Annotated in this window: 23 protein-coding genes; 14 read left to right on the plus strand and 9 right to left on the minus strand. The window is 68.0% G+C overall.

Annotation, left to right across the window (positions count from 1 at the left end):
• The first annotated feature begins 188 nt into the window (after nucleotides 1-188).
• Complete coding sequence (locus ACZ5PO_RS17985; RefSeq protein WP_464195907.1) at nucleotides 189-1100, plus strand: LysR family transcriptional regulator; 912 nt, start codon at nucleotides 189-191, stop codon at nucleotides 1098-1100.
• Nucleotides 1101-1110: 10 nt separating this feature from the next.
• On the opposite strand, the gene ACZ5PO_RS17990 is transcribed toward ACZ5PO_RS17985, so the two are convergent.
• The 4 genes from ACZ5PO_RS17990 to ACZ5PO_RS18005 form a co-directional block, all read right to left on the minus strand.
• A complete protein-coding gene (locus ACZ5PO_RS17990; RefSeq protein WP_464195909.1) occupies nucleotides 1111-1692 on the minus strand; it encodes an AAA family ATPase in 582 nt (193 codons plus the stop codon).
• A gap of 32 nt (nucleotides 1693-1724) precedes the next feature.
• Nucleotides 1725-2666 (minus strand): DUF1186 domain-containing protein, encoded by a 942-nt coding sequence (locus tag ACZ5PO_RS17995; RefSeq protein WP_464195911.1) that lies wholly within the window; start codon nucleotides 2664-2666, stop codon nucleotides 1725-1727.
• Between the two features lie 353 nt (nucleotides 2667-3019).
• Nucleotides 3020-6553: an AAA family ATPase gene (locus ACZ5PO_RS18000; RefSeq protein ID WP_464195913.1), complete on the minus strand. Its 3534-nt coding sequence runs from the start codon at nucleotides 6551-6553 to the stop codon at nucleotides 3020-3022.
• Nucleotides 6553-7842: a metallophosphoesterase family protein gene (locus ACZ5PO_RS18005; RefSeq protein WP_464195915.1), complete on the minus strand. Its 1290-nt coding sequence runs from the start codon at nucleotides 7840-7842 to the stop codon at nucleotides 6553-6555. Before ACZ5PO_RS18005 ends, ACZ5PO_RS18000 begins: the two co-directional genes overlap by 1 nt.
• Nucleotides 7843-8137: 295 nt before the next feature.
• Between ACZ5PO_RS18005 and rutA the strand changes: the two genes are divergently transcribed.
• From rutA to rutD, 5 genes are all read left to right on the plus strand, one after another.
• Nucleotides 8138-9223 carry a pyrimidine utilization protein A gene (gene rutA / locus ACZ5PO_RS18010; protein ID WP_464195917.1) on the plus strand — a complete coding sequence of 362 codons (1086 nt, stop codon included), beginning with the start codon at nucleotides 8138-8140 and terminating at the stop codon, nucleotides 9221-9223.
• Nucleotides 9220-9963 carry a pyrimidine utilization protein B gene (rutB, locus tag ACZ5PO_RS18015; RefSeq protein WP_464195919.1) on the plus strand — a complete coding sequence of 248 codons (744 nt, stop codon included), beginning with the start codon at nucleotides 9220-9222 and terminating at the stop codon, nucleotides 9961-9963. The genes rutA and rutB overlap by 4 nt, the downstream gene beginning before the upstream one ends.
• Nucleotides 9964-9967: 4 nt before the next feature.
• Entirely contained in the window at nucleotides 9968-10738 is a 771-nt protein-coding gene (rutR, locus tag ACZ5PO_RS18020) for an HTH-type transcriptional regulator RutR (RefSeq protein WP_464195921.1), read from the plus strand.
• A 62-nt stretch (nucleotides 10739-10800) separates the two neighbouring features.
• Nucleotides 10801-11193 (plus strand): pyrimidine utilization protein C, encoded by a 393-nt coding sequence (gene rutC / locus ACZ5PO_RS18025; RefSeq protein ID WP_464195923.1) that lies wholly within the window; start codon nucleotides 10801-10803, stop codon nucleotides 11191-11193.
• 21 nt (nucleotides 11194-11214) lie between these two features.
• On the plus strand, nucleotides 11215-11991 hold the full coding sequence (rutD, locus tag ACZ5PO_RS18030) for a pyrimidine utilization protein D (RefSeq protein WP_464195925.1): 777 nt from the start codon (nucleotides 11215-11217) through the stop codon (nucleotides 11989-11991).
• A 39-nt stretch (nucleotides 11992-12030) separates the two neighbouring features.
• On the opposite strand, the gene ACZ5PO_RS18035 is transcribed toward rutD, so the two are convergent.
• Nucleotides 12031-14163, minus strand: a complete 2133-nt coding sequence (locus tag ACZ5PO_RS18035) for a Hint domain-containing protein (RefSeq protein ID WP_464195927.1) — start codon at nucleotides 14161-14163, stop codon at nucleotides 12031-12033.
• Between the two features lie 399 nt (nucleotides 14164-14562).
• Here ACZ5PO_RS18035 and ACZ5PO_RS18040 point away from each other — a divergent pair, with 399 nt between their 5' ends.
• Together ACZ5PO_RS18040 and ACZ5PO_RS18045 are read left to right on the plus strand one after the other, a co-directional pair.
• On the plus strand, nucleotides 14563-15396 hold the full coding sequence (locus ACZ5PO_RS18040; protein WP_464195929.1) for a TIGR00282 family metallophosphoesterase: 834 nt from the start codon (nucleotides 14563-14565) through the stop codon (nucleotides 15394-15396).
• Between the two features lie 34 nt (nucleotides 15397-15430).
• Nucleotides 15431-16057 (plus strand): hypothetical protein, encoded by a 627-nt coding sequence (locus tag ACZ5PO_RS18045; protein ID WP_464195931.1) that lies wholly within the window; start codon nucleotides 15431-15433, stop codon nucleotides 16055-16057.
• Nucleotides 16058-16118: 61 nt separating this feature from the next.
• Here ACZ5PO_RS18045 and ACZ5PO_RS18050 read toward each other — a convergent pair whose 3' ends face one another.
• Together ACZ5PO_RS18050 and ACZ5PO_RS18055 are read right to left on the minus strand one after the other, a co-directional pair.
• Nucleotides 16119-16865, minus strand: coding sequence for a siderophore-interacting protein (locus ACZ5PO_RS18050; protein WP_464195933.1), 747 nt, complete (start codon nucleotides 16863-16865; stop codon nucleotides 16119-16121).
• Complete coding sequence (locus ACZ5PO_RS18055; protein ID WP_464195935.1) at nucleotides 16865-17560, minus strand: O-methyltransferase; 696 nt, start codon at nucleotides 17558-17560, stop codon at nucleotides 16865-16867. Before ACZ5PO_RS18055 ends, ACZ5PO_RS18050 begins: the two co-directional genes overlap by 1 nt.
• 150 nt (nucleotides 17561-17710) lie before the next feature.
• Between ACZ5PO_RS18055 and ACZ5PO_RS18060 the strand changes: the two genes are divergently transcribed.
• The 4 genes from ACZ5PO_RS18060 (at nucleotide 17711) to ACZ5PO_RS18075 (ending at nucleotide 21898) form a co-directional block, all read left to right on the plus strand.
• Complete coding sequence (locus ACZ5PO_RS18060) at nucleotides 17711-18523, plus strand: AraC family transcriptional regulator (protein WP_464195937.1); 813 nt, start codon at nucleotides 17711-17713, stop codon at nucleotides 18521-18523.
• Between the two features lie 346 nt (nucleotides 18524-18869).
• A complete protein-coding gene (locus tag ACZ5PO_RS18065; protein WP_464195939.1) occupies nucleotides 18870-20036 on the plus strand; it encodes a glycosyltransferase family 4 protein in 1167 nt (388 codons plus the stop codon).
• A gap of 39 nt (nucleotides 20037-20075) precedes the next feature.
• The gene (gene gmd, locus ACZ5PO_RS18070) at nucleotides 20076-21200 is read left to right on the plus strand and encodes a GDP-mannose 4,6-dehydratase (RefSeq protein WP_464195941.1); all 1125 of its coding nucleotides are present in this window, start codon (nucleotides 20076-20078) and stop codon (nucleotides 21198-21200) included.
• A gap of 497 nt (nucleotides 21201-21697) precedes the next feature.
• Nucleotides 21698-21898 (plus strand): hypothetical protein, encoded by a 201-nt coding sequence (locus ACZ5PO_RS18075; RefSeq protein WP_464195943.1) that lies wholly within the window; start codon nucleotides 21698-21700, stop codon nucleotides 21896-21898.
• Nucleotides 21899-22055: 157 nt separating this feature from the next.
• Here ACZ5PO_RS18075 and ACZ5PO_RS18080 read toward each other — a convergent pair whose 3' ends face one another.
• Nucleotides 22056-22268 (minus strand): hypothetical protein, encoded by a 213-nt coding sequence (locus ACZ5PO_RS18080; protein ID WP_464195945.1) that lies wholly within the window; start codon nucleotides 22266-22268, stop codon nucleotides 22056-22058.
• A gap of 142 nt (nucleotides 22269-22410) precedes the next feature.
• On the minus strand, nucleotides 22411-22662 hold the full coding sequence (locus ACZ5PO_RS18085; protein ID WP_464195947.1) for a hypothetical protein: 252 nt from the start codon (nucleotides 22660-22662) through the stop codon (nucleotides 22411-22413).
• 545 nt (nucleotides 22663-23207) lie between these two features.
• Between ACZ5PO_RS18085 and ACZ5PO_RS18090 the strand changes: the two genes are divergently transcribed.
• Together ACZ5PO_RS18090 and ACZ5PO_RS18095 are read left to right on the plus strand one after the other, a co-directional pair.
• The gene (locus ACZ5PO_RS18090; protein ID WP_464195948.1) at nucleotides 23208-23384 is read left to right on the plus strand and encodes a hypothetical protein; all 177 of its coding nucleotides are present in this window, start codon (nucleotides 23208-23210) and stop codon (nucleotides 23382-23384) included.
• 10 nt (nucleotides 23385-23394) lie between these two features.
• Entirely contained in the window at nucleotides 23395-24375 is a 981-nt protein-coding gene (locus ACZ5PO_RS18095; protein ID WP_464195950.1) for a VOC family protein, read from the plus strand.
• Nucleotides 24376-24403: the final 28 nt, after the last annotated feature.

Here is a 24403-nt window from a genome sequence, read left to right on the forward strand (position 1 = left end):
GGCGCTCCTTGACGGAGCCTTGTCGGCGGGGGCATGCAGGCGGATCACATCGCTCCGGATCCGCAGGTCTGCGCCTTCTGCGTGAAGCGGCTGCCCTGGATGAGGTTTCGGCTGTGACGCCGGGTCGGCGCAAGCCGGGCACGCGCTCGGCAGAAGGGAGTCGGGATGAGCCGGAGTGGGGGCGCGGCATGACGCTCGAGCAGATGAAGATCTTCGTCGAGGCGGCCCACTACGGCAGCTTTACGCATGCCGCGGAGAAGCTCGGTCTCACCCAGTCCGCCGTCAGCATCTCCATCAAGAAGCTGGAAGAGAAGCACAGCGTCGTGCTGTTCGACCGGTCCGGCCGCCGCCTCGTGCTCACCGAGGCCGGCCAGGTCCTGCTGAGCGAGGCGGAGCGCATCCTGCGTGACGTCGAGCTCACCATTCGCCGCGTCGAAAGCCGCCGCTCGGTCGCCGATCGCTACCCGATCGTCGCCTGCACGCCCAACGCCTACGACCAGTGGGTGCCCGAGCTGATCGCCCGCATCGGCGGCGAGGACGCCATGCCGGACGTCGACCTGCTGCGCGGCAGTGCCGAGGACGTCTCCGCCTGGGTCATGCGCGGCACGGCCGACGTCGGCGTGACCGAGGCGATGCCGAGCCACCCGCAGTTTCGCCATCTGGGCGTCTTCGCCGACCGGATCATCCTCTGCGCCGCACCAGACCGAGCCGGCCGCATCCCCCCGGCGCTCACCTGGGAGGACCTGCCACAGTATGGGCCGATCCTGTGGGAGCAGACCGATCTCACCCCGGTGATCCTCGCCGCCTTGGCCAGCCACCGCGTCAACCTGGAGAGGATTGCCCACCCGCGCCTGCGGCTGGCATCGACGATGGCGGTGCTCGCGGCGCTGCGGAGCGGCCGGTTCATCGGCCTGGTGCCGCAGCGGGCCGCGGCCGCGGCCCTCGACTCGGCCACGCTGAGCCGGGTCGGGCGCCTGGAGATCCCGTTGCGCTACTGGATGTTCGCCCTGCGCGAGCGGGAGATCGAGCCGTTCGCGTCGCTGGTAGCGCGGGCCGCGGGCGAGGCGACAAAAGCCGCGGCGAGCGCCAAGTCGTCCTGAGCCGCCGAAGCTACTCGACGTCGCCGGACCTTTGCGCATCGGCGGTCCAGCCGAGCTCCCGCAGGATCGTCTTCGCCAGCTCGCGCGGGCTGCGGCCGTCGGTGGGCGCGACGACCTGACCATCCGTGCTTTCGGACGCCATGCGCCGGGCCTGGCACAGCGTGCGCTCGATCTGGTCGTCCAGGCCCGAGCCGATCTCGCGCTGGGCCAGCCGCTCCAGCAGGGTCGCCTCGGACGCGCGCAGGCGGACGACGGTGATGTCGGCCTCGGGAATGGCCGCGTGGATCCAGCGGCGGTCGAAGCCGAGATGCAGCATCACCCCGGACATGATCAACCTGGAATGCCCGAGCGCCCGGTAAGTCGACCAGAGCGCCGCTAGGTTGATCTGGCTGACGTCCGCAACACCAGGGCTCAGGCGATCCAGATCCGTGGCGCGCGGGCGCGGGAAGACCCTGTCGAGCTCGTCGGTCTCGATCGCCGCGTGGGCGATGCCGGCTTCGGCGAGCTGGGCGCTCATTTCCCAGCACAAGGTGGATTTCCCGACGCCGGCCGGCCCCGTGATCAGCGCGATGTGGACGGCTCCTCCCTGCATCGATGCTCCCAGCAAAGGTCAGCCCGATGCCGTCAGTTGGCGAGGCAGCACTTCTTCGCCTTCTTGCCGCTGCCGCAGGGGCAGGGATCGTTGCGGCCGACATTGCGCATGGGGTTGACGTAGGGGCCGTCGACATCGCGCCAGACGTCCGGCAGCGACCGGCCGGGCAGCGCCGTGGAAGCGTCTTGCGGCCGGGTCCATGCCAGCGCCTCGACCACATCCCCCAGGTAGCCGAGGCCGTCGTCCTCGAAGCGGCTGCCGTCCGCGGGCGCGCTCTCGGTCTTGGCGAGATCCTCCTCGAAGTCGCTGTATTCCATCACATGGATCGGAAAGTCGCCGCATGCGAAGGCCTGCTCGACGAGCGGCGCCAGCTCGCGCCAGCCAAGCCGCGAGATCGTGTCGGCCCAGGCATGCCAAGCCGTATCCTCCGGCGGCAGCAGCTTCTCCTCGGCGATGCGGCGCACGAACCCCTTCATCCGGTCGTGGCTGATCCTGCCGTCCCAGGTCAGAAACGTCGCGGCCTGCAGAAGGGAGTGCCGTGCGAATTCGTCGATGGACAGGTCCGTGGTTGCATCGAGCAAGGCGTCCACATCGCCGTCGAAGACACTCGCCGCGATACGAACCAGATCGGTCGTCGTCGCGTCGCCGAGCAAGTCGTCCAAGGTATCGGGCGAGACGTGCAGCAACCGCAGCAGCGGCTTGAAGGCCGCCGTATCCCGCGCTGCGCCCAGCACGTAGAGCGCTCGAAAGAGGAGGTAGGCCTCTTCATCGCCCATCTCGGCGCCGTCAGCAGCGGCGTCGACAATGGCCAGCAAGGCTGGACGGGCTTGCTGGATCCGTGCGACGCAGCTCCTCAGCGCAGCCTCGGGCAAATCGGATTCGGTCGCCAGAGCATGCAAATGCTCCTCGATCGGGATGATCTCGAACGGGGGAGCGAGCCCCGAGCCCGATGGCTCACGCGCAGCGTTCACCATGGTTGCTTCTCCTCGGCCTTCGTGCCCGGCGACCAGGCCTGACGAGATGTCAGTGGTCGACGCCAAGACGTCCGCGACAAATGCAACGCGGCCACCATGCCGCGACCTCACGCGTGCCGCCAAGCGCGCTTGGGCGACTCACTGTGCGCCCAAGCAGCATTGAATCGGCTTCTCCCCAGCGCAAGATGCGGCCGCGGGAGGCTTGAACACTTCGATCCGACCGGATCAGGTTGTCCGATCGCATCGACATGCTCCAACATCCTGTATCTCAGACGGTTCTTCCCGATCGGGTGGAGCCCGCAGCCGCCCGGCACGCCGGTCGATTGTCGTGGACGAAGCTTGGCCGCGCGGGCTCAGCGGCCCCTGGCGTCCGACGCGTCGCGGCGGCCGAGGAAGGGTGACACGCGCCGCGAGAGGTCGTGGATCTTGACCGTGGGACACACGCGCGCCGCGATCTCGCAGAGGTGGCGATGGTGCGTCAGGTAGATCACCTGGCCCACGTCCGCCATCTCGGCAAACAGCCGGAAGGCCTCCTCCGCCCGGAAATCGTCGAACGTCTCCATGATGTCGTCGGCGATGAACGGGACGGCCGGGCGCGAGCGCGCGAACTCGTAGTAGCCTGCCACCCGCAGCGCCAGGTAGAGTTGGAAGCGCGTGCCCTTCGACAGCTCCTCCGCTCGCTTCGAGCCGCCGGCCGCCGGCAGCGCGATCAGGGTCTCGCTGTCCTTGAGCGGCTGGGTGGTCAGCCCCGCGTAGGCGCCCTGGCTGATGGCACGGAAGGCCTTGGACGCGTGCGCCATCATCGAGCTGCGGTGCCGCTCCCGGTAGGCGTGCAGCGCGCGCTCCATCGCGGCGGTTCCGGCCCGTAGACGCAGGTAGTGGAGGGCGCCCTCCTCGATCTCGAGCAGGGTGGTGCGCCGTTGCTCCTCGATTTCGGCGACCCTGGCGTCGCCGCCGATCGCCTCGATGGCGTCGATCGCCTTGTTGTGAGCGGCGAAGAGCTCGTGGCCGCGCCTGTCGTGGTCGTCGAAGCGGGCCTTGAGCTCGATCAGCTCCGCCTCCATGGCGACCCGATCGGCCGCATCGAGCACGCTCTCCGCGTCCGCCGGCGTGGGCGCCCGCACGGCGTCGGCGATGTCCCGCTCGGCGTCCTCCGCTTGGCTCAGCAGCGCGGATCGCTGCTCGAGCGCCCGCAGCTTGGCCTCGACATCGGCCAGGGAGGCGACGCCGAAATGCGCCGTCATCTCCCGGACGCGTTGATGGAGGACGGCGAGGTCGTCGGTAAGGGCGCGTTGGCGCTGCTGCGCTGCCTCGCGCCGGCTGCTCACCTCGGCCCGCCGCGCCTGCTCGGTGGTCGCCCGGCGGATCCGTTCGGCGACGCGCGCCTCCAGATCGAGAGGATCGGCGTCCGCGGTCGGGATGGCCATGGCCTCGGCGAGGGCGGCAACCTCCTGACGGAAGGCGGTCCGATCCGCCTCCATCTTGTCGATGCGGTCGACGAGACCGGCCCGCGTCGCCAAAGCCGGCCCGAGCTCGGCCAGAGCGTCGAGGATCTCGCGAACCACCGCCAGGGGCGGCGGCTCGCCTCCGTCGCCGAGCCAGCAGCCCGTGCAGATCCTGTTCCAGGTCGCGGACCAGCGGCGGTCGTCGCCGCCGGCCTGCCGGCTGGCGGCCTCGCGGCTGACGACTTCGCGCTCGTGCTCCGCGATCGCGTCCTGCAAAGCGGCGAGCTCCGCCCGCCCATCGACCGCGGTCTGAGCGATGGCGAGAAGCGCTTCGACGCCGGCATCGCGCTCATGGGGCATGCCGGCGGCTGCCAGCGCCGCGGACAAGGCCGCCTGAGCGGCGGTGCCGTCGCTCATCGCCTGCTGCAGATCCCTGTCTGCGCCCTGAACCGCCGCCCTCGCATCGAGTGCGCTCGTCCGTCGCGCCAGCCAGGTCTCCACCTGGGCCGGCGTCCAGTCGTTCGGGAGGGACGGCGACGTCGTTCGAACGGCGCCGGCAAAGGCATCGCGCAGGTCCTGCAAACGCCATGCGGCGGTCTCCCGCAACTCCGCCTCGCGGGCCTGCGCGGCCTCGGCGACGGCCAGCGCCTGACCGAGCTGGTGCAGCCTCGCCAGATCGGCCAGGTGCCCCATGCGGGCGGCCGCGACGATGTCGTCCCGCCTGAGCGCTGTTTCGAACTTGTCGGCGCTCTCCGTGTCGAGGCTGCGCCGATGGGCGGCCCAGGCGTGCTCGCGCTGGGTCCGGATCGCTGCCGCCTCCTGGTCGGTGACGACCCCGGTGGCGCCGCCGATGGCATCCCGCTCGGCCTTGAGCCGGATCGTCTCGGTCGCCAGCCGCTCGAGCTCGTCCGCGTGGCGCTCCACGCGCGCCTCCGCCTCGTCCAGCGTCCGCTTCCAGCGCTGCATGGTGTCCGCGTCGAGCGCCGGCATGGCGGCGAGCTCATCGGCCTGGCCGCGCCACGGCAGCAGCCCCTGCATCCGATCCGCCAGCACCGCGAGCGCCGCGTCGCGATCGCGCTTCGCGAGCCTCTGGCGGGCCGCGTGGTCGCTCGCGCGCGCCTCCGCCATGGCGGCCAAGAGGGCAGCCAAGAGGGCGGCTACATCGGTCGTGCGCTCGGCGGTATCGCTGCCCGTCGCCGCTTGCAGCTTGGCGCGGGCGGCCAGCAGGCGGCGGCGCGCCGCGGACAACTCGGCGCCTGCGGTCCGCATCGCGGCATCGATGCCGGAACGGGCTTCGATCAGCGACCGCAAGGCGCCGGCCGTCGACGCGGTCAGCAACAGGCGCTGGGGATCCGCCTCGTCCTTGCGCTCGAGGCGAGCCAGGAGGCCCGAGATGCCGAGCTCCACTTCTCGCAACCGCAGCCGTCGCTCGGGAATGTCCTGCCCGGCGGTGACGTGGCGGGGGCGCAGCTCGGCGAGCCGTTCGGCCGGCGCCGCGAAGCTCAGCACCGCGTCATCGACCACGATGGCGTCGAGCTCACGCGACAGCTGCTCGATCTCGGTGGTGACCGCCCGCAGGCGCACGTCGACTTCGATCTCCTGGTCGCGCAGCTTCGGCAGGTCCTCGGCCCAGCCGCGCGGCGCATCCGGCACGTCGGCCAGGGGAAGAAGACGCTGGCGCAGGGAGCGGAGCGTCGCCAGGCGTGGGAGCGCGCTCAGATGGCGCTGGATTTCATCCAGCCGCGCCTGGATCTGGCCGCGGCTCGCGAGGGCCTCCCGATAGTGGTCGGCGGCCCGGTCGCGGGTGTCGATCAGCCTCCGATAGTCCGACGCCAGGGTGTCGATCCGCTCGCGTTCGGCCTTCAGCTCGGCCAGCCGCGCCTTGTGATCACCCAGCGTGCCGCTGCGCGCCCGGTGCCTGTAGAAGCGGTCGGCTTGCGCACGCACGTCCAGGAGGCTGCGGCTGAGATCGGCAAGGCCGGCGCTGGCGGAAAAGAGCAGCTGCCCGAGGTCGCCCTTGCTCGCCAGGATGCTCTCGCCGCCCGCCTCCAGGGTCTCGTCGTCGAGGCAGAACATGGTGCAATAGGAGTCGCGGTCGATGCCGAGCTCGCCGGCGATGACGCTCTCGGGGATCGGCCGGCCTTGTCCGTCGAGCAGGCTGTTGTGTGGCCGCTTGATACGGCCGAGCTCCTGCACCCCTTGCGCGAGCTCCAGGGCCCCGTCGATCCGCATGGTGGCGTAGGGGTGGAGGAAATTGAACGGGCTCTGCGGCTTGATACCGAAGAGGAGATCGAGGAAGGCCGCGAGCGCCGTCGACTTGCCGGCCTCGTTGGGGCCGTAGATGACGTGCAGGTCCGGCTGCTTCTCCGCCCGCTCGCCGAAGTCGATGCTGTGCCCGGTGAACTTGCCGTAGCGCGTGAGGTCGAGACGTTGCAGGCGCATCAGGGCTGGACACCTCTTTGGCCGGCGTGCAGGCGGGCGATCACGTCTTCGGCGCCCTCCCGGGCCAGAACGGCGAGGCGGGCCTCGAACTGCGCTTCGTCGGCGCCGAGGGCATCGCGGCTTTGCCGCGGCAGCTGGGCCTTGAGCTCCTCGGCGATGGCGACGAGCTCCGCCTTGAAGGCTTCGGATTCCAACACGTCCTCGCCGATCAGGCGGTGGAGTTCCATGAGCGGATCGGCTGACGAGCCGGCGTCGGCCGCGGGGGCCTCGCAACTGGTCTCGAGCTTCTCGATCCACGAGGCCCCGATGATGGTGGCCCGCTCATCCGCCTCGGCCTTGAGCAGGTCCACGTCGCGCCGGATGCGCCAGGCGAGCGGTGTGGCGCCCGTGAGGTGAAGGCGCGCCACCAGGTGTTCCGATGCGCAGCGCTTGCGCAGGTGCTCGATGGCCTGGCCCAGCGCAGCGACGAGATCGCGCCAATCCTCCAGGCCGGTGACGTCGACGGACATCCGCTCGAACTGCGCCAGACTGGTGGCCCTCTCCTCGATGCGAACCGACCTGTCGTCGCCGATGGTGACCAGCGTCACGGACTTGGTGCCGGCTTCGTTGACGTCGCGCCCCTGCGGCATGCCGGGCATCACGATGGTGCAGGGGCCCTCGAGGACGGCACGCCGGTGCACGTGGCCGAGCGCCCAATAGTGGAAGCCGGTCGCCTGCAGGTCGGCCACCCGGCAGGGGGCGTAGGGATCGTGTCCTGCGGCCCCGGCGAGGCTCGTGTGGAGAAGCCCGATGTTGGCGGCGCCGGCGACGGCCGGCTCGTATTTCGTGAGCAGGCTCTCGGGCGCGCGCGGCTGGGCGAAGCTCAGGCCATGGACGGCAACCGGGAACGAGCTGGTGCCCCTGTCGATCAGCACGGCTTCGGCCCGTCCGCCGAAGACCTTGACCGAGTCGGGGAAAATAAGCTCGGCGGTGATCCGCGACAACGCGTCGTGGTTGCCGCGAATGATGAAGACCCGGATCGATGCGTCGTGCAGACGCCGGATCTGCTCGGCGAGAAAGCGGGCGGTCTTCATCGACGTCTGATCGCCGTCGTAGAGATCGCCGGCCAGGAGCAGGGCGTCGACCCGCTCCTGAAGGCAGAGATCGACGATGCGCACGAACGCCCGCCGCGTCGCGTTGCCGATCAGCTCGGCGAGGCCGGGATCACGCATCGCCAGCGAACGCAGCGGCGAATCCAGATGAACGTCCGCCGCGTGGATGAACCGAAATGCCGCTATCTGAGCCTCCATGAACCGCGGCCCGGCCGCCGACGGTGGCGAACGGCTATATCACAGCGATCGCCCCGAAACGCTGTTGCGTGTGGATGCGTCGCCCGGCCGCGCCTGCCCAGCCGGCCGGCGCGCTGCACGGAATCCGGGCAGACCAATTGCTCCGAAATGGACCAAGGGGTCCGATCGACTTTCCGTCTAGCTCAGTCAATCGCCTGTAATATATAGATTTTTAATGAATGGCACATCTTGTGCTTCAGGCTCCGTGCATGCGGCCGCCGGACGACGTTCGGCGCCATAGACAGAGGGCCTGACGATGGACATCGGCGTCTTCATCCCGATCGCCAACAACGGCTGGATCATCTCCGAGAATTCGCCGCAATACATGCCGTCCTTCGAGCTCAATCGAGAGGTGGTGACGCGGGCGGAGCGCTACGGCCTCGACTTCGCGCTGTCGATGACCAAGCTGCGCGGCTTCGGCGGCAAGACCGAGTTCTGGGACCATGCGCTCGAGTCGTTCACGCTGATGGCCGGGCTGGCCGCCGTCACCTCGCGCATCCGCCTGTTCGCGACGTCGGCGACCCTGGTCATGCCGCCGGCGATCGTGGCGCGCATGGCCGCGACCATCGATTCCATTTCCAACGGGCGCTTCGGCATCAACGTCATCACCGGCTGGCAGCGTCCCGAGTATTCGCAGATGGGGTTGTGGCCCGGCGATGAATATTTCAGCCGTCGCTACGATTACGTCGCGGAATACGTACAGATCCTCCAGGAGCTGCTGACCACCGGCGCCTGCGACCTGAAGGGCGAGTTCTTCACCATGAACGACTGTCGAGTCAGCCCGCGGCCCAAGGACCGCATTCCCATCATCTGCGCCGGACAGAGCGAGGCCGGGCTCGCCTTCACGGCGCGCTATGCCGACTATAATTTCTGCCTGGGCAAGGGCGTCAACACGCCGACGGCGTTCGCCCCCATCGTCCATCGGGTGCTCGCCGAGGCCGACAAGGTCGGCCGCGACGTCTCGGTGTTCGCCCTGTGCATGATCATCGCCGCGGAGACCGACGAGGCCGCCTTCGCCAAATGGGAGAGCTACCGCGCCGGCGCCGATGTGGAGGCGCTCGCCTGGCTGACCGAGCAATCCCAGGCCGATACGCGCTCCGGCTCCGACACCAACGTGCGCCAGCTCTCCGATCCGGCCTCGGCCGTGAACGTCAACATGGGCACGCTGATCGGCTCCTACGAGAACGTCGCCCGCATGCTCGACGAGATCGCCACCCTGCCCAAGACGGGCGTGCTGCTGACCTTTGACGATTTCATCGGGGGCATGGACAATTTCGGCCGCCACATCCAGCCGAAGATGGCGTCCCGACGCCATGTCGCAGAATTGTCGAGGGTCGCATGACCGGCATCGTCGATACCACCGGGGGCGCGGGCGGGGGCGGCGAGCCGGTCACGCTGCCGGCCCGGCCGGAGCCGCTGCGCATCAGCCCCAGCCAGACGGCGCTGATCGTCGTCGACATGCAGAACGCCTACGCCTCGCGCGGCGGCTACCTCGATCTCGCCGGCTTCGACATCGCGGGCAACGAAACGACCATCCAGAATGTCAAGGCCGTGATCGAGGCGGCGCGCGCGGCCGGCATCCTGGTCGTCTATTTCCAGAATGGCTGGGATCGCGGCTATCTCGAGGCCGGGGGCCCGGGCTCGCCCAACTGGCACAAGTCCAACGCCCTGAAGACCATGCGCCGCAAGCCGGAGCTCGCCGGCCAGCTGCTGGCCAAGGGCGGCTGGGACTATGAGATCGTCGACGCTCTGAAGCCGATGCCGGGCGACGTCGTCATCCCCAAGACGCGCTACAGCGGCTTCTTCAATTCGATCACCGACAATTTCCTGCGGGCGCGGGGGATCCGCAACCTCGTCTTCACCGGCGTGGCCACCAACGTCTGCGTCGAGTCGTCGTTGCGCGACGCCTTTCACCTCGAATATTTCGCCGTGCTGCTCAAGGACGCGGCCCAGGCGATCGGCTCCTCAGCGATCGAGGAGGCGTCGCTTTACAACATCGAGACGTTCTTCGGCTGGGTGTCGACGTTGGGCGAGTTCTGCGGTGCGGTCTCGCAGCGCCCGCACGGCGAGCATGGCGGATAGGCCCATGGCGAAGGCGGAGAGGACGGCAGGCGCCGGCAAGGCCGGTACGTTGTCCGCCGCACCTGCCAAGGCGCGGTCCGGCGGCAGGTCGAAGGCGGGAGCGAGCCCCGAGCGGCCTCCGCCGCCACGAGCGGCGCACCCCAGGACGCCGCGGCGGCAGCGGCAGATCGAGGCCAAGCGCTCGGCCATCCTCGATGCGGCGCTCCAGCTGTTCTCGCACCTTGGCCTGCACGGCTCGACCGTCGAGCAGATCGCCGAGGCCGCCGACGTCTCCAAGACCAATCTGTTCTACTATTTCGCCTCCAAGGAGGCGATCTACCTCGCCGTGTTGCAGCGGCTGCTCGACGAATGGCTGGCGCCGTTCAAGGAGCTGAGCGTCGAGGCGGACCCGATCGCCTCCATCGGCGACTATATCCGTCGCAAGGTCGTCTTCTCGCGCACCAACCCCGAGGCCTCGCGCCTGTTCTGCCAGGAGATGGTGCGCGGCGCGCCACTGCTGGGGCCCCAGCTTCGCGGTGCGGTAAAGGAGCTGGTCGACGCCAAGGCCGGCGTCATCGCCGCCTGGATCGAGGCGGGCAAGCTTGCGCCGGTCGACCCCTACCATCTCATCTTCTCGATCTGGTCGATCACGCAGCACTACGCCGACTTCGCCGTGCAGGTGAAAGCGATCGTCGGCCGCGACCTGGACGACGACGCATTCCTCGAGGAGACCGTCGCCAACGTCCAGCGCCTCGTTCTCGAGGGGATCCGTCCGCGGCCCGCTGCCGAGCGGTAGCTGCGCCGTCCCGTCCGCCCATCCAGGCGCCGTCGTCGGCGCCAGCAGAGGAGCCGCAGCCCATGCCGAAGACAGCCGTCATCCCGCCCGGTTCGGGCACGCCGCTGGCACCCTATTCGCCGGGCACGCTTGCCGACGGCGTCGTCTACGTCGCCGGCACCCTTCCTCTGGACAAGGACAACAACGTCGTGCACGTCGGCGACGCCGCCGGGCAGACGCGCCACGTCCTGGAAACGATCAAGTCGGTGATCGAAGCCGCCGGCGGCACGATGGACGACGTGACCTTCAACCATATCTTTCTGACCGATTGGTCCAGCTATGCGGCCATGAACAAGGTCTATGCCGACTATTTCCCCGGGGAAAAGCCGGCGCGCTACTGCATCCAGTGCGGCCTGGTGAAGCCCGACGCCCTGGTGGAGATCGCCAGCGTCGCCCACGTCGGGCGCAAGCCCTGAGGCTCGGCGGGGGGAGGTCCAATGCGTTACGAGATCTTCGGCCGGCCCGAGCCGGACGCGCCCGCCGTCGTCCTGTCGGCGGGCCTGGGCGGGGCAGGGCGCTTCTGGGAGCCGCAGTTCGAGGCGCTGGCCGCCCATTTCCGGGTGATCGCCTACGACCACCGCGGCACGGGCGCCAACGCGGGCGCGCTGCCCGAGCCCTACACGATTGCGTCCATGGCCGACGACGTCGTGGCGATCCTCGACGCGGCCGGTGCGCGCTCATGCCACTTCGTCGGTCATGCGCTGGGCGGGCTGGTCGGCCTCGAGCTGGCGCTGCGCGCACCGCAACGTCTGGCCAGCCTGGTGCTGGTCAACGCGTGGGCCGCCACCGACGCGCATACGCGCCGGTGCTTTGCGGCCCGCCTGGCCGTGCTGGCGCACGGCGGCCCGGAGGCCTACGTGCGCGCTCAGGCGATCTTCCTCTATCCGGCGGCCTGGATCGCACGGAACGCCGGTCGCGTTGCACGCGAAGAGCAGCTCGGGATCGCCCACTTCCAGGGTGAGGACACGCTGATGAAGCGCATCGGTGCGCTGCTCGCCTTCGACGTATCGGCCCGGCTGGCCGAGGTGCGCGTGCCGACGCTCGTCGCGGCCGCCCGCGACGACGTGCTGGTTCCGTATACGTGCTCGGAGGCGCTCGCGGCGGGCATCGCGCGATCCGAGCTCTGGTTCACCGTGGAGGGCGGGCATGCCTGCACGGCCACCGATCCGGCGCCCTTCAATCAGGCGCTCCTCGCCTTCCTGCTGCGGGCCTGAGCGAACGCTTGCGGCTTCGCCGGCCTATCCGGGGCGAGGCTAGGCCGCAGCCCGCACCATGACGAAGCCGAGCGCCGCCGCGCGCGCGGCCAGGCGCGCGCGGATGGCCCGCGGCAATTGCCGCGGCGACTTCGCCCGGGGCAGTTGCATTTCGACGATATGGGCGGGGCGTTCGCCGAACAGCGCCACGTAGTCCGCATAATTGTCGAAGCTGCGGCGGGTGACGTTGTCGACGAAGCTCTCCGCCGGTGCCCCCTCCGCCAGCATCAACGCGTGGTCCTCCAGCTCGATGTGGTAATAGACGAACGCGGGCTCGGGCCGGCTCACACGCTGGATGCTGCTGCCGTTGACCAGCGCGCCGGCCTGCACCAGCACGCCGTCGACCAGCATGCCATGGTCGGGCGATACGTAGAGGTCGCGGGCCGGGACATGCTCGGCCAGGGCGCCCGCGCCGATGCGGATTGGATAGCTGTTCAGCGGATCGGCGGCGGCCGAAACCACCGTCCGCCGGCCGATCCACAACACCGGCCGGGTCTCGCCGGTCGGGGTGAGGACGATGTCGCCGATGGCGAGATCCTCGACGGCCACGTCGCCGGCCAGGGTCGAGATGCGGGTGCCGGCGCAATAGCAGGGTGGAGCGAGCACGAAATCGCCGCCATCCAGGGTGTGGCTGTTGTAGAGCCCGATCTGGAAATCGGCCTGGCCGTCGCCGTCGACGTCGCCCTCGATCAGGGTGTTCGCGCCGACCGGGGTCCATCGTAGTTCGCCGGCGTGACCGGAAAAGTCGCTCGTGCCGATGAACGTCAGCGGATCGCCGCCGGCCGTCGTGATCCCCGACAGATCGATCTTGTCGACGTTGTCGGTGAAGTCGCCGATCGTGGTCAGGGCGAAGAAGTTGGCGTCCGGCAGCGCGTCGGTGAGGGCCGAGAACACGAACGTATCGGCGCCGCCCTGACCCCACATCAGATCGTGGCCGCCGCCGCCGGCGATGCTGTCGTCGCCGGCGCCGCCGACGATATAGTCGTCGCCGCCGCCGCCGTTCAGCGTCGTCGCGAGGGTTCCGTCGCCGAAGAGGCGATTGTTGCCGCTGTTGCCGACGCCGGTGAGGCCGCCGCCGTAGAGATAGAGGTCCTCCACATTGTCGGCCAGCGTATAGCTGACCGTGGAATAGACGACGTCGTAGCCCTCGCCCGGGGCCTCGACGATGTTCGCGGTCGAGTCCAGAATATAGTAGGAATCGTCGCCGGCGCCGCCGATCAGCGTGTCGGTGCCGGAGCCGCCGTAGAGCTTGTCGTTGCCGTCGCCGCCATTGAGCTGGTCGTCGCCGGCCAGCCCAAAGAGCTGGTCGTTCCCCGCCGTGCCGTTGATGACGTCCTTGACCGACGAGCCGCGCACGACGGCGTCGGTGCCCACGGCGGTCTGCGTCAGCGTCTGGGTCGTCGCGTCCCAGGCCCAGTCGGACACGGTGTTCGCGCCCGAGGCGGAGCCGGTATAGACGCCGCCGCCGGACGCGCCGTAGAGGGCGGCGGCCGCATCCTTGTCGAGCTGTAGCAGGTGCGGCTCCGAGCCGGACGATTCGTCGCCGACGGTGGCCATGATGGTCCGCGTCGGGTCGTCCGACGACAGCACCTCGTTGTGGGTGATGCCGGCCGCCGAGGTCACGACCTCGGTCGGATGCTTGAGGCCGATGGCGTGGCCGATCTCGTGCAGCAGCGTCCCGTAGTTGACCTCGCCGCCGCTGAGGAACTGCGAGTTCATGAAGATGTCGCCGGCGGCGTCCAGATCATCCTGGAAGTAGGGGTAGCTGAAGTTGTTCCAGTAGCCGAACGGGTAGAAGCCGATGCCGCCGGCACCGGCATACGACGGGCCGCTGGTCGTGTTGAAATCGATGTTGCCGAAATTGATGTCGCCCTGGCCCGCCGCGACCTGGATGAAGATGATGCCGGAGGCCGCGGCCCACTCGCCGAGCGCGTCCTGCGCCTGCTGTTGCTCCGCGGCGGTGAAGGCCGTGTAGCTGGCGACCGTCGCCGGCGTGAAGCCGGCGATCGACGCGGCGTAGTCGGCGAGCGTGGTCGGAAAGGAATAGGTGACGATGACCGGCTGGCCGCCGACCTCGATACCGTTCCAGTAACTGCCGCTCAGCAGCGCGGTGTAGTCGTTGACGACCGGCATCGTTGAGATCCTCTAAGCGGGACGGCGATGTCCGCCGCGCTGAATTTGGCGCGCATGCTCCTGCAATCGCGCCGATTTGGCAATCCCGCACGGCGCATTTGATCATCGTGATACGTTCTCGTTCTTGTGAGCGCCGTCGAACGCAGAGTCGAACCGGACTTCTGTAGCCGGAACAATTGCTTATTACTTACGCCTTTTCGGCCCAGGATGGGTCGATGGTCTTAGGACGTTCAGGGCATATCCCCCGCGGATGAAGTGCCCTTCACGTCTAATGATTGTAATATGTATATATAGCAACTATTGAGGATCGTCGCTTCGGAGGCGACACTTGCGTCGGGCTCCGCCAAAACCTACCCCTAGCCCCGAGCGCTCAGGTCAGATCAACGAGGGAGTGGTGACGTGCGAATCCTGTTCATCGGCGATGTCGTCGGCCAATCCGGCCTCGATGCCATCGCCGCGCATCTGCCGCGGGCGATTGCCGACTGGACGATCGATCTCGCCGTCGTCAACGGTGAGAACTCCGCCGGTGCCGGCTTCGGCATCACCGAACAGGCCTACGACGAGATCGTCGCCGCAGGCGCCGATGCGGTGACGCTGGGCAATCACACGTGGGCGCGCAGGGAGACCGTCGAGTTCATCGAGCGGGCGCCGCGTCTCGTCCGGCCGATCAACTACCTGCCGGGCGCGCCGGGGCAGGGCGCCCTGCTGGTCGAGACGAAGAACGGCCGGCGCGCGCTGGTCATCAACGCCCTGGGGCGGCTGTTCATGGAGCCGGCGGAGGATCCGTTCGGCATCATCGACCGTGAGCTCCAGGCGCGGCCGCTGCGCCGGGCGGCGGATGCCATCGTGGTCGATTTCCACTGCGAAGCCACGGGTGAAAAGCAGGGCGCCGGGCATTTCTGCGACGGCCGCGTCAGCCTCGTGGCCGGCACCCATACGCATACGCCGAGCGCCGACCATCGGATTTTGCCGGGCGGCACCGCCTACATCACCGATGCCGGCATGACCGGCGACTACGATTCCATCGTCGGCATGGACAAGGAGGTGCCGCTGCGGCGCTTCACGACCGGCTTGCCAGCGGGGCCGTTCGCGCCGGCGAGCGGCCCGGCGACCATGTGCGGCATTGCCGTGGAGACCGACGACGAAACCGGGCTGGCCGTGCGGATCGCGCCGGTGCGCATCGGCGGCCGGCTGGAGCCGTCGGTGCCGGCCTTCTGGGCGGCCGGCGCGTGAGGCGCCTGGCCGGCGAGCCGGAGCCGACCGGGCGATGAGAGCGCCCCGGACGGTTCGGAGCGCCGAAGCGCTGGGGCGCGTCCGGCTCTCGCCGTCGTTCTTCATGCGCGACTTTCTCTACAGCGAGATCGGCAACGTCCACGGCATCGCCAACCTGCCCGACGACCCCGATCTGGCCATTGCCGCCGGACAACGGCTTTGCCTGGAGCTGCTGGAGCCGCTCCAGGCCACCTTCGGCCGGATCGCGATCCGCTCCGCCTACCGGTCGCCGGCGGTGAACGACTATGGCAACCGGCACGGCTACAGCTGCGCCGCGAACGGGCGGAACTATGCGCGCCATATCTGGGACCGCCGTGACGGGACCGGCATGGGGGCCATGGCGTGCGTCGTGGTGCCCTGGCTGGTCACGCGGCTGGAGGCGGGGACGTCGTGGCAGGCCATGGCCTGGTGGATCCACGACCACCTGCCTTACAGCGAGCTGCAGTTCTTCCCCAAGCTCGGCGCCTTCAACATCGGCTGGCACGAGGCGCCTCGGCGCACGATCTACGGCTTCGCGCCGCCGCGGGGCTATCTGACGAAGCCGGGCTTCCCCAACGCCGGTGGCAGCCACGCCGCGCTCTACCACGGCTTTCCGGAGCCCGTCGTCCCGGCTGCAGGCTGATGCTGCGAGGAGCAGCGGCCACCATTGACGAGCGCCGGATACCGGCGGCTTGGCCTCAGGCTCAATCGAGACCGGCCTTGCCGGGAGCCCAATAAGCCTTGGTGACGATGCGCCGCGTCGGGACGGCCCGCCGCTTCAGGCTTTGCCGCAACTGCTGAATTGTGGAGGCTTTGCCGGTCAGCACGAAAGTCGCGCCGGCGGCGACGAGCGGAGTGAGCGCCGCTTCCATCTGCTCGAGCTGCGCACCATCCTCTGTCCTGGCGAACAGCACGGCCTCATCGAGGCCCAGATGTGCCGTGACGCGGCGGCTGGCCTCGACATCGTCCACCTCGAAGCGACACGCCACGGCTCGCGCGCGGTCCTCTTGCAGGAGCGCCTGTGCGAGCCCGATCGAGGTTTCATCACCGAGGACGGCAAGCGAGCCTGCCACGGCGCTCACGTCCACCGAGCGGCGCGGCCCGAAGATGTCGCATTCGTTGCCGGGGGTGAGGCCGCGGACCCATGCACTCCCGGGTCCGTCGCCATGCGCGTAGCAGAGGAGGCGGGTGCGGCCCGCAACCGCGTCCCATTCGATCGGCGTGTAGGTTCGTGCGACAAAGGCCGACCCCATCGCGATCTGCACCTTCTGGCCGGGCACCCAGGAAACGCCCTGGAGGGCTGGGCCTTCGAGCGTGATCAGCCGGAAGCGATCGGCCAGTCGCTCGCTCGCGACGATGGTCGCGCGCTTCATCAAGAGACGCAGCAGCGCCGAGCTCAGCCGGCCGGGCGCCTTGGCCGTCGGGCGTTCGGGCGATTCCAGCGCGAGCATTACAAGGTCCTCACGCTGAATTCGTTGCCGCGACCTTCGTCGAGCGGGAGCGGTTGCGAGACGTAACCGTTCGCAGGATTGCGGACATAGTCCAGATATCCCGGCTCGAAGGCGTTCTCCCCGAGGATCACGGCGCCAGGCCTCAGCCGGGGCTCGACCAGCTTGAGCACCGGCAGGTAGAGCGCGAATGCACCGTCGATCAGCAGCAGATCGACCTCGCCGCCGACATCCCGGAGCGTCTCGAGCGCGTCGCCTTCGCGGATCTCCACCAGATCGGCAAGGCCCGCCGCGTCGAGGTTGGCGCGCGCCCGCGACACCTTGGTGGGCTCGAGTTCGGTGCCGATGAGCTGCCCGCCGCCATTGTCCCGGAGCGCCGCGGCGAGATAGATCGTCGAGATCCCCATCGACGTGCCGAACTCGACGATCCGGGACGCCTTGCAGGCGCGTGCGATCGCGTAGAGGAAACGGCCATACGCCGGCGAGACGGCAAGGAAATTGTCCACGTAGCCGCGATAGATCGCCCGGTAGTCCTTATGCTCCTCGGCGAGCTGCCCCGCGGCCATCTGCTCCACCGTTGTGCCGGACGCCGCCATGGCCGCCATGGCTGCTTCGAACCGCTCGCGGTCCGCGGCTTCAGCGTCCTGGTGAAGCTTGTTCAGGATCTGGGTGACTGGCTCGGCGGTCAGTGAGTTCATCGCATTTCGCTTTGCGTTTCTCGGGGCCGAATTGGCCCCGACCGATCTGCGGCAAAGGGATAAGGGGGCGCGAGCTTGGCGTCATGTGGAAGCTCGGACAGAATATTATTCGATCTCGCCATTTCGGCGCTCCTGTCTGAAAGGTGGACCATGCCCATCTTGAGCGACCCGCCGAAGGACACCGAATGGATCGATCCCGACGAAGTGCCCCGTTCGGTCGTGACCTATGGCTTTGCGATGGCCGATTTCGGCGGGATGGAATTGGCCCCCCATCGGCACACGAAGGGCCAGGTCCTGCTAGTGCAGCGGGGCGCTCTCAGCTGCGAGGTGGAGGGCGGGCTGTGGATCGTGCCGCCGCGCAGCGCCGTCTGGATACCTGGCGGGGCGCTGCATGCCGTAAAGGCGACGGGCGCGCTCGAAGGCTTCAACGCCTTCGTCGACCCGGCTGTCGGCCGGGGCCTGCCCGCAGCTTGCTGCGCCGTGTCGGTGACGCCGCTGCTGCGCGAGCTTCTGGTCCGCTCGGCGAGCCTGCCTGTCTTCTACGAGGAAGGTGGCGCGAATGCGCGCCTGGTGGCGGTGCTTCTCGACGAGCTTGCGGTGGCGCCGGTCGAGGACCTTCATCTACCGATGCCGACCGATACCCGCCTCCGCAGAATCGTCGGCCTGATAATGGCTTCGCCGGCGGACAGGGGAACCTTGGACGTCTGGGCGAAGCGGGCAGGGCTGAGCGAGCGCACCTTGGCGCGACTGATAAATCGGGAAACAGGCATGAGCTTTGGCCGTTGGCGCCAGCAGCTCTGCGTCATGCTGGCCGTGGAGTGGCTCGCCGGCGGTGCTTCGATCCAGCAGGTCGCCGCCGGCCTCGGCTACGAGAGCGTGCCCAGCTTCGTGACGATGTTTCGAAAGGCGCTCGGCACCTCGCCGGGACGCTACATGGCGGAACGCCATGCCGGCCGGCTGTGAGGTTTCAGGGATCGAGGCTTCGCGTCCTGCTGCTGCGCCGAGTAGGCTCGACTTGCAGCTTTCCAACTCAAGCCATCCGGCGATCGGGCATCGCAGCGCACGAGCCGGCCTTCCGCCGATGCAGGCTGGACCGGCGGATTGCGGCGGACGCGCCCGTCCGTATTGCTTGGGCAACGCTCCTTACGACCATGCCTCACCTTCAAAAGAGGTACGGCCGAGGTGGACAGCGACTGAAGCTTCGATTGCCATCGACCAAATTGGAGGGTGGCTGACCGAACACATTTGCCTTCATCTTGGGCGTCGTGGCTGCGTCGTCAGCGCGTCGCGGATGTAGCTGGGACGTGACATGAAAATTGCGTTTGTTCACGAATGGTTCATCACCTACGCCGGATCCGAGAAAGTCCTCGAGGTCATGCTCGACGTCTTCCCTGAGGCCGACGTCTTCTGTCTCGTCGACAAGATGGCCGAAGGCGATCGTGGCTGGCTGAAGAACAAGAGCATCAAGACCAGCTTTCTGCAGCGAATCCCGGGCGTCGCCTCGTTTCACCGGTACATGCTGCCGTTGATGCCGTTGGCGATCGAGCAGCACGACCTGTCCGGCTACGACATCATCATCTCCAACAGTCACGCGGTGGCGAAGGGCGTGATCACCGGGCCGGATCAGTTGCACATCTGCTATTGCTACACGCCCATGCGCTACGCCTGGGACCTCCAGAACCAGTATCTGAGAGAGGCCGGATGGACGGGCCTGAGAGGCGTCCTCGCCCGGCTGGTGCTGCAGCGCATGCGCATCTGGGACATGCGCACCGCGCCGCACGTCGACCAGTTCATCGCCTGCTCGCGCTACATCGCGCGGCGCATCGAAAAGGTCTACCGGCGCCAGTCCACCGTCATCTACCCCAACGTCGCCGTCGACGACTTCACCATCGGCGGCACGCGCGGTGATTTCTACCTCACCTCGTCGCGGCTCGTCCCCTACAAGAAGATGCATCTGATCGTCGAGGCATTCACGCGCATGCCGGACCGGAAGCTCGTCGTCATCGGCGATGGGCCCATGCTGAAGCGGATCAAGGCGATCGCGACGGACAACATCACGGTCATGGGCTTCCAGCCGTTTCCGGTACTGCGCGATCACATGCAGCGCGCCCGGGCCTTCCTGTTCGCCTCCGAGGAGGATTTCGGCATCGCCCCGCTGGAGGCCCAGGCCTGCGGCACGCCGGTGCTGGCCTTCAATCGCGGCGGCGCCAGCGAGACCGTCGTCGACGGCGTCACCGGCCTTTACTTCAGGGAGCAATCGGCGGAAGCCATCTGCGACGTGGTCGAGCGGTTCGAGAAGCGGAGCGACCAGTTCGATCCCCTCACGATCCGCGCCCACGCCGAGCTGTTCTCGGCCGATCGGTTTCGTCGCGAGTTCCGTGACTTCGTCCAGGAATGCTGGGTGCTGCATCAGCGCCGCATCGCCCCTGGTCATACGTTTCAGGGGATGGTTGGAGCCAAGCGTCACGCTGCGTGACCGAGCGAACCGCTATCGCTCCACGACGGAGTTTTCTCGATGAAAAGTGCTGTGATTACCGGCATCACGGGCCAGGACGGCGCGTATCTGGCGGCTCTGCTCCTGGGGAAGGGCTATCTCGTCTACGGAACGCACCGCCGGACGAGCACGCCCAACTTCTGGCGCCTCGAGGATCTCGGCATCCGCAACCATCCCCAATTGCGGCTGGCGCCGTGCGACGTCACCGACTACGGCGCGTTGACACGGCTCCTCGATGCAGCCCAGCCGGACGAGCTGTTCAATCTCGGCGCGCAGACCTTCGTCGCGACCTCGTTCGACCAGCCGATGACGACCGCCCAGATCACGGGGCTGGGGCCGCTCAACGTTTTCGAGGCGGTCCGCAACGTCAATCCGAAGATCCGGGTGTACCAGGCCTCTTCGGCGGAGATGTTCGGCAAGGTTCAGTCCGTTCCGCAGACGGAGCAGACGCCGTTCTATCCCCGAAGCCCCTACGGCGTGTCGAAGCTGTTCGCGCACTGGATGGCGATCAACTACCGCGAAAGCTACGACATGTTCGTCACCAGCGGCATCCTGTTCAATCACGAGTCGCCGCTGCGCGGCCTCGAATTCGTGACGCGACGGATCTCCGACGGGGTGGCGCGCATCCGGCACGGGGCCGCGGCCCCGCTGGAGCTCGGCAATCTCGACGCCAAGCGTGATTGGGGCTACGCGGCCGACTACGTGGAGGGGATGTGGCTGATGTTGCAGGCCGACGAGCCCGACACGTTCCTGCTGGCGACGAACCGGACGGAGACGGTCAGGGATTTCGCCAGCTTTGCGTTCAAACGGGCTGGCCTGCCGATCGTCTGGCGCGGCACCGGCGAGCAGGAGCAGGGGCTGTCGGAGGCGGACGGGCGGGTGCTCGTCAAGGTCAACCCGCAATTCTATCGCCCCGCCGAGGTCGCTGCACTCATCGGCGACCCGGCCAAGGCGCGCGAGATCCTCGGTTGGCAGCCCCGCACGTCCCTGGAGGAGCTGTGCGCCATGATGGTCGACGCCGACCTGCGCCGGGTGGCGAACGAGCATGGCGGCGGCAAATCCGCCCGTCGCTTCGAAGCCACCGCGATTGGCGCCGATGCCGGGCGCCTTGGCGAGCCAGCGCGGGCGGCTGCGGCCGCCTACTGAGCGTGGGCGCAGCTGGACGCGGGCGTCGGGGGATCGGTGATAAGCCACGGGTCCGATGAGCTCTAACCGGCAGGTCGAGGCGGTCGGACGCCCAGCGAAACGACGGCCGCGTTGCAGGGGGGCCCGGCGAAGCGGGGGCGTGGCCGTTTGGCCCGTGTCCGCCTCGTAAGCCACGCTGTTCCCAATCAACCCTTCCTCGCCGCGGAGCCGCCGGACGATGTCGACCGGCGCCGCAATCGCGTTCGATCCATTCCGCAGCGCGATCGAGGCGGCAACGGGCGGTCGGGCGCGGATTCCGCGCTGCCCGGTAACGGCCGCCTGTCCCACGGCTGGACAGGCGGACGTTGTCATGAGGCTGGCCCGACGAATCGGCTTTGAGGCAGGGCGTCCGTATCCGGCGGGACGGCGGCGGGGGCTTGCGGCCTTGTTTCACACGGATAGGATGCAATCATGCGAGCCGAAGATAGACTTGCAATCGTCGATCGCAGGGGGCCGGTATGACTGACGAGAGAGTACGGACCCTTTCGGTTCACCCGATTCCGACGCTGGAACGGCCGTCGCTTCGCGTGATCGTGGTCGACGAAGCGGGCGCGACGCGTGCGCTGATCCTCTCCGACGAGCAAGCCGAGACCCTGGCCAAACAGTTGATATACCAGCTCTATTCGCAGCGGCGGCCATTCCGCCGGTTTGATCACTGACGCTTCCCGGGCCGATGGAGCCGCCAAGGCGCGCCCGCGCGCCAGACGCCCTGAGCATGTCGCTCTGATCGAACGCTCGCGTCCGGTCGCGACCGTCCGATGCCCGCCTGCGGCAAGCCGCAGCCCCCGGAGATGTCCACCCCCGCCCGGCGCCCCGCTACCCCATGATATCGTCGGCGGTGACGACCAGGGCCCCGTCCGAATGCTCGCCGCGGTCGTACTTCTCGCTGGCGATCCTCAGAATAATGTCGAGTGGGATGCCGAGGTGATCCTGTTTCAGGGTGGCGGCCGGATCGACCAGGACGCGGATGACTCGGCCACTCGACGTGTCGTCCATCAGGCACTCAATGCTGAAGTCGTCCAAGGTCACGTGTTCTCTAGCTTTGAGCGGCACATCCAGCTCCAACCACGAAGTCCTTTTTCAAAGCATATGGAGACATCTGGCACAAGGTTACGTTGGGAGCACTGGAGAGTGCCGGATCCGGGCGCCGCGGTTGCCTGCTCCCGACCGCTCAGTAGAGCTGAACGCCCAGTCCGAACGCAACGCCGAGCACGCCGACCAGCACGATCGCGTCACGCAAGACATCCAGCGACCTGATCTGCGCATCCAGAGCCATATGCTGCTCGATCAACTCTCGTACCTGCTGCTTCGAAAGCCACGGAGCATCGGCTGCAACGGCCCTCATCAAGGCCTGCCCCTGAAAGGTCGCGCAGCCGAGGTCCGCGGTGCGATCGGCAACGATGGCGTTCGAGGTCTTGAGCATTCTACCCCCAACATCTTGCTCTCACGGCACGCGCGCGCCGCTTGGGGCTACACCGGTCGAGATCTCTCAATGCGGGAAAATCTATAGGTCAACCGGCCGAAATCTACGCTCGGTTGATGCGTTTTTGCGTCGCTACCGCTTTCTGTCGTCGCATCCCCGAAAGGGGTATGGAAGAGAGGTATTGATACCACGAAAGTGGTATTTTTCGTCGCCCCGCTCAACGCTCCGGCGCGCGTGCGCTATTCGAGCGGCTCGTCCGTGCGGGCGAAAAGCTGGGTCTGCACGCTGAGCGCGTGTGCCGGCCTGTTTGCGGCTCCTGGTGTCGGAGCTCTCCGCCGCGCTCGTCGGCGCGCGCTTGATAACGAACGACGCCCAACCGATCGTCGGCCATTGATCCACAGGCACAAGCGGTAGGTGCCCGCAGGCCGATGGCCTGCTAAACGTATGCAAGACGATTAACGTTACCTTGCATGCGAGGACGCGCCATGCCTGGGCCCGAGGAGGATGCAACCGCCGCGGCCGTTTCCATCTTGACGGAGGCCGAGATGGACGAGCTCGCCTCGCAGGTGAGCGCCAGCTATGAGCTGATCGCGCAGGCGGTGGCGACGCTGGCTGAGACGCTCCGTGATGCGGGTCACAGCGAGGAGGCGATTCGGCAATACCTGACCGAGGCCGTCGCCGAGCTCGTGAAGGACCGGGCGGCCGCACGGGCGCGCGACTAGGAAAGAATCGATGGCCGAGACGCTGGTTACCCGCCGTTCACTGTTGAGGCTCGCCGGTGCGTCGACCGTCGCGGCCGCATTGGCGGGCGCAGTCCGTGCGGAGGGGGCGGAGCGGCCGCCGACGCCGGCTGGCATAGCGTTCGCCAGTAGGACGCCGGTCAGCGTGGGCGAGGCTGCACTGCGCGTGCGTGATCTTGGTGCAATGGTGGCTTTCTATCGCGACGTGGTCGGCCTCAGGTTGATCGGACAGGCTGCCGACCGTGCGCACATGGGAGCCGGCGGGACCGTCCTGCTGCATCTCGTTGCCGCGCCGGAGGCGGCGATCGAGCCGCGCACGCGAGCCGGCCTGTTCCACATCGCGTTTCTGATGCCGTCACGGGCCGAGCTCGCCCGCTGGCTCGTCCACGCGGCGATGAGCCAGGTGCCGTTGACCGGCTTTGCCGACCACAGTGTGAGCGAGGCCATCTATCTCGACGACCCCGAAGGCAATGGGCTGGAGATCTACAGCGATCGGCCTCGTGACGGTTGGCACTGGCAGGACGGCATGGTCACCATGGGGGCGCATCCGCTCGACATCGATTCGATCCTCGCTCTGACCGACACCTCGCGGGACACCTTCTCCGGCGCGCCCGCCGGCACGGTGATCGGCCATATGCACCTGCGCATCGGTGATATGGCGGCCGGACGCCGCTTCTACCAAGGGGCGCTTGGATTGGCCTCGACCCGCGGCGAGGGAGGGGATGCCGCCTTCGTCGCGTCCGGCGGATACCATCACCATATCGCGATGAACGTGTGGAACAGCCGTGGTGCAGGCCCGCGTGACGCGGCCAGCACGGGCCTCGACTGGTTTTCGCTACGGGTTCGCGAGGCCGGCATGCTGTCTGCCCAGGCGGACCGCTTGCGCCAGGCCGGCAGCGCCGTGTCGGAGATTCCCGGCGGCGCCGAGGCCGCCGACCCGTGGGGCACGCGGGTCAGGCTCCTGACCGCCTGAGTCGCCGCCGGTCTCTGTCGTGCCGTCG

The sequence above is a fragment of the Chelatococcus sp. KU-N122 genome (assembly GCF_055391085.1).

Coding starts and splice junctions, on each gene's coding strand:
- ACZ5PO_RS17985 (WP_464195907.1), top strand. CDS start 189: ATGACGCTCGAGCAGATGAAGATCTTCGTCGAGGCGGCCCACTACGGC.
- ACZ5PO_RS17990 (WP_464195909.1), bottom strand. CDS start 1,692: ATGCAGGGAGGAGCCGTCCACATCGCGCTGATCACGGGGCCGGCCGGC.
- ACZ5PO_RS17995 (WP_464195911.1), bottom strand. CDS start 2,666: ATGGTGAACGCTGCGCGTGAGCCATCGGGCTCGGGGCTCGCTCCCCCG.
- ACZ5PO_RS18000 (WP_464195913.1), bottom strand. CDS start 6,553: ATGCGCCTGCAACGTCTCGACCTCACGCGCTACGGCAAGTTCACCGGG.
- ACZ5PO_RS18005 (WP_464195915.1), bottom strand. CDS start 7,842: ATGGAGGCTCAGATAGCGGCATTTCGGTTCATCCACGCGGCGGACGTT.
- rutA (WP_464195917.1), top strand. CDS start 8,138: ATGGACATCGGCGTCTTCATCCCGATCGCCAACAACGGCTGGATCATC.
- rutB (WP_464195919.1), top strand. CDS start 9,220: ATGACCGGCATCGTCGATACCACCGGGGGCGCGGGCGGGGGCGGCGAG.
- rutR (WP_464195921.1), top strand. CDS start 9,968: ATGGCGAAGGCGGAGAGGACGGCAGGCGCCGGCAAGGCCGGTACGTTG.
- rutC (WP_464195923.1), top strand. CDS start 10,801: ATGCCGAAGACAGCCGTCATCCCGCCCGGTTCGGGCACGCCGCTGGCA.
- rutD (WP_464195925.1), top strand. CDS start 11,215: ATGCGTTACGAGATCTTCGGCCGGCCCGAGCCGGACGCGCCCGCCGTC.
- ACZ5PO_RS18035 (WP_464195927.1), bottom strand. CDS start 14,163: ATGCCGGTCGTCAACGACTACACCGCGCTGCTGAGCGGCAGTTACTGG.
- ACZ5PO_RS18045 (WP_464195931.1), top strand. CDS start 15,431: ATGAGAGCGCCCCGGACGGTTCGGAGCGCCGAAGCGCTGGGGCGCGTC.
- ACZ5PO_RS18050 (WP_464195933.1), bottom strand. CDS start 16,865: ATGCTCGCGCTGGAATCGCCCGAACGCCCGACGGCCAAGGCGCCCGGC.
- ACZ5PO_RS18055 (WP_464195935.1), bottom strand. CDS start 17,560: ATGAACTCACTGACCGCCGAGCCAGTCACCCAGATCCTGAACAAGCTT.
- ACZ5PO_RS18060 (WP_464195937.1), top strand. CDS start 17,711: ATGCCCATCTTGAGCGACCCGCCGAAGGACACCGAATGGATCGATCCC.
- ACZ5PO_RS18065 (WP_464195939.1), top strand. CDS start 18,870: ATGAAAATTGCGTTTGTTCACGAATGGTTCATCACCTACGCCGGATCC.
- gmd (WP_464195941.1), top strand. CDS start 20,076: ATGAAAAGTGCTGTGATTACCGGCATCACGGGCCAGGACGGCGCGTAT.
- ACZ5PO_RS18075 (WP_464195943.1), top strand. CDS start 21,698: ATGACTGACGAGAGAGTACGGACCCTTTCGGTTCACCCGATTCCGACG.
- ACZ5PO_RS18085 (WP_464195947.1), bottom strand. CDS start 22,662: ATGCTCAAGACCTCGAACGCCATCGTTGCCGATCGCACCGCGGACCTC.
- ACZ5PO_RS18090 (WP_464195948.1), top strand. CDS start 23,208: ATGGACGAGCTCGCCTCGCAGGTGAGCGCCAGCTATGAGCTGATCGCG.
- ACZ5PO_RS18095 (WP_464195950.1), top strand. CDS start 23,395: ATGGCCGAGACGCTGGTTACCCGCCGTTCACTGTTGAGGCTCGCCGGT.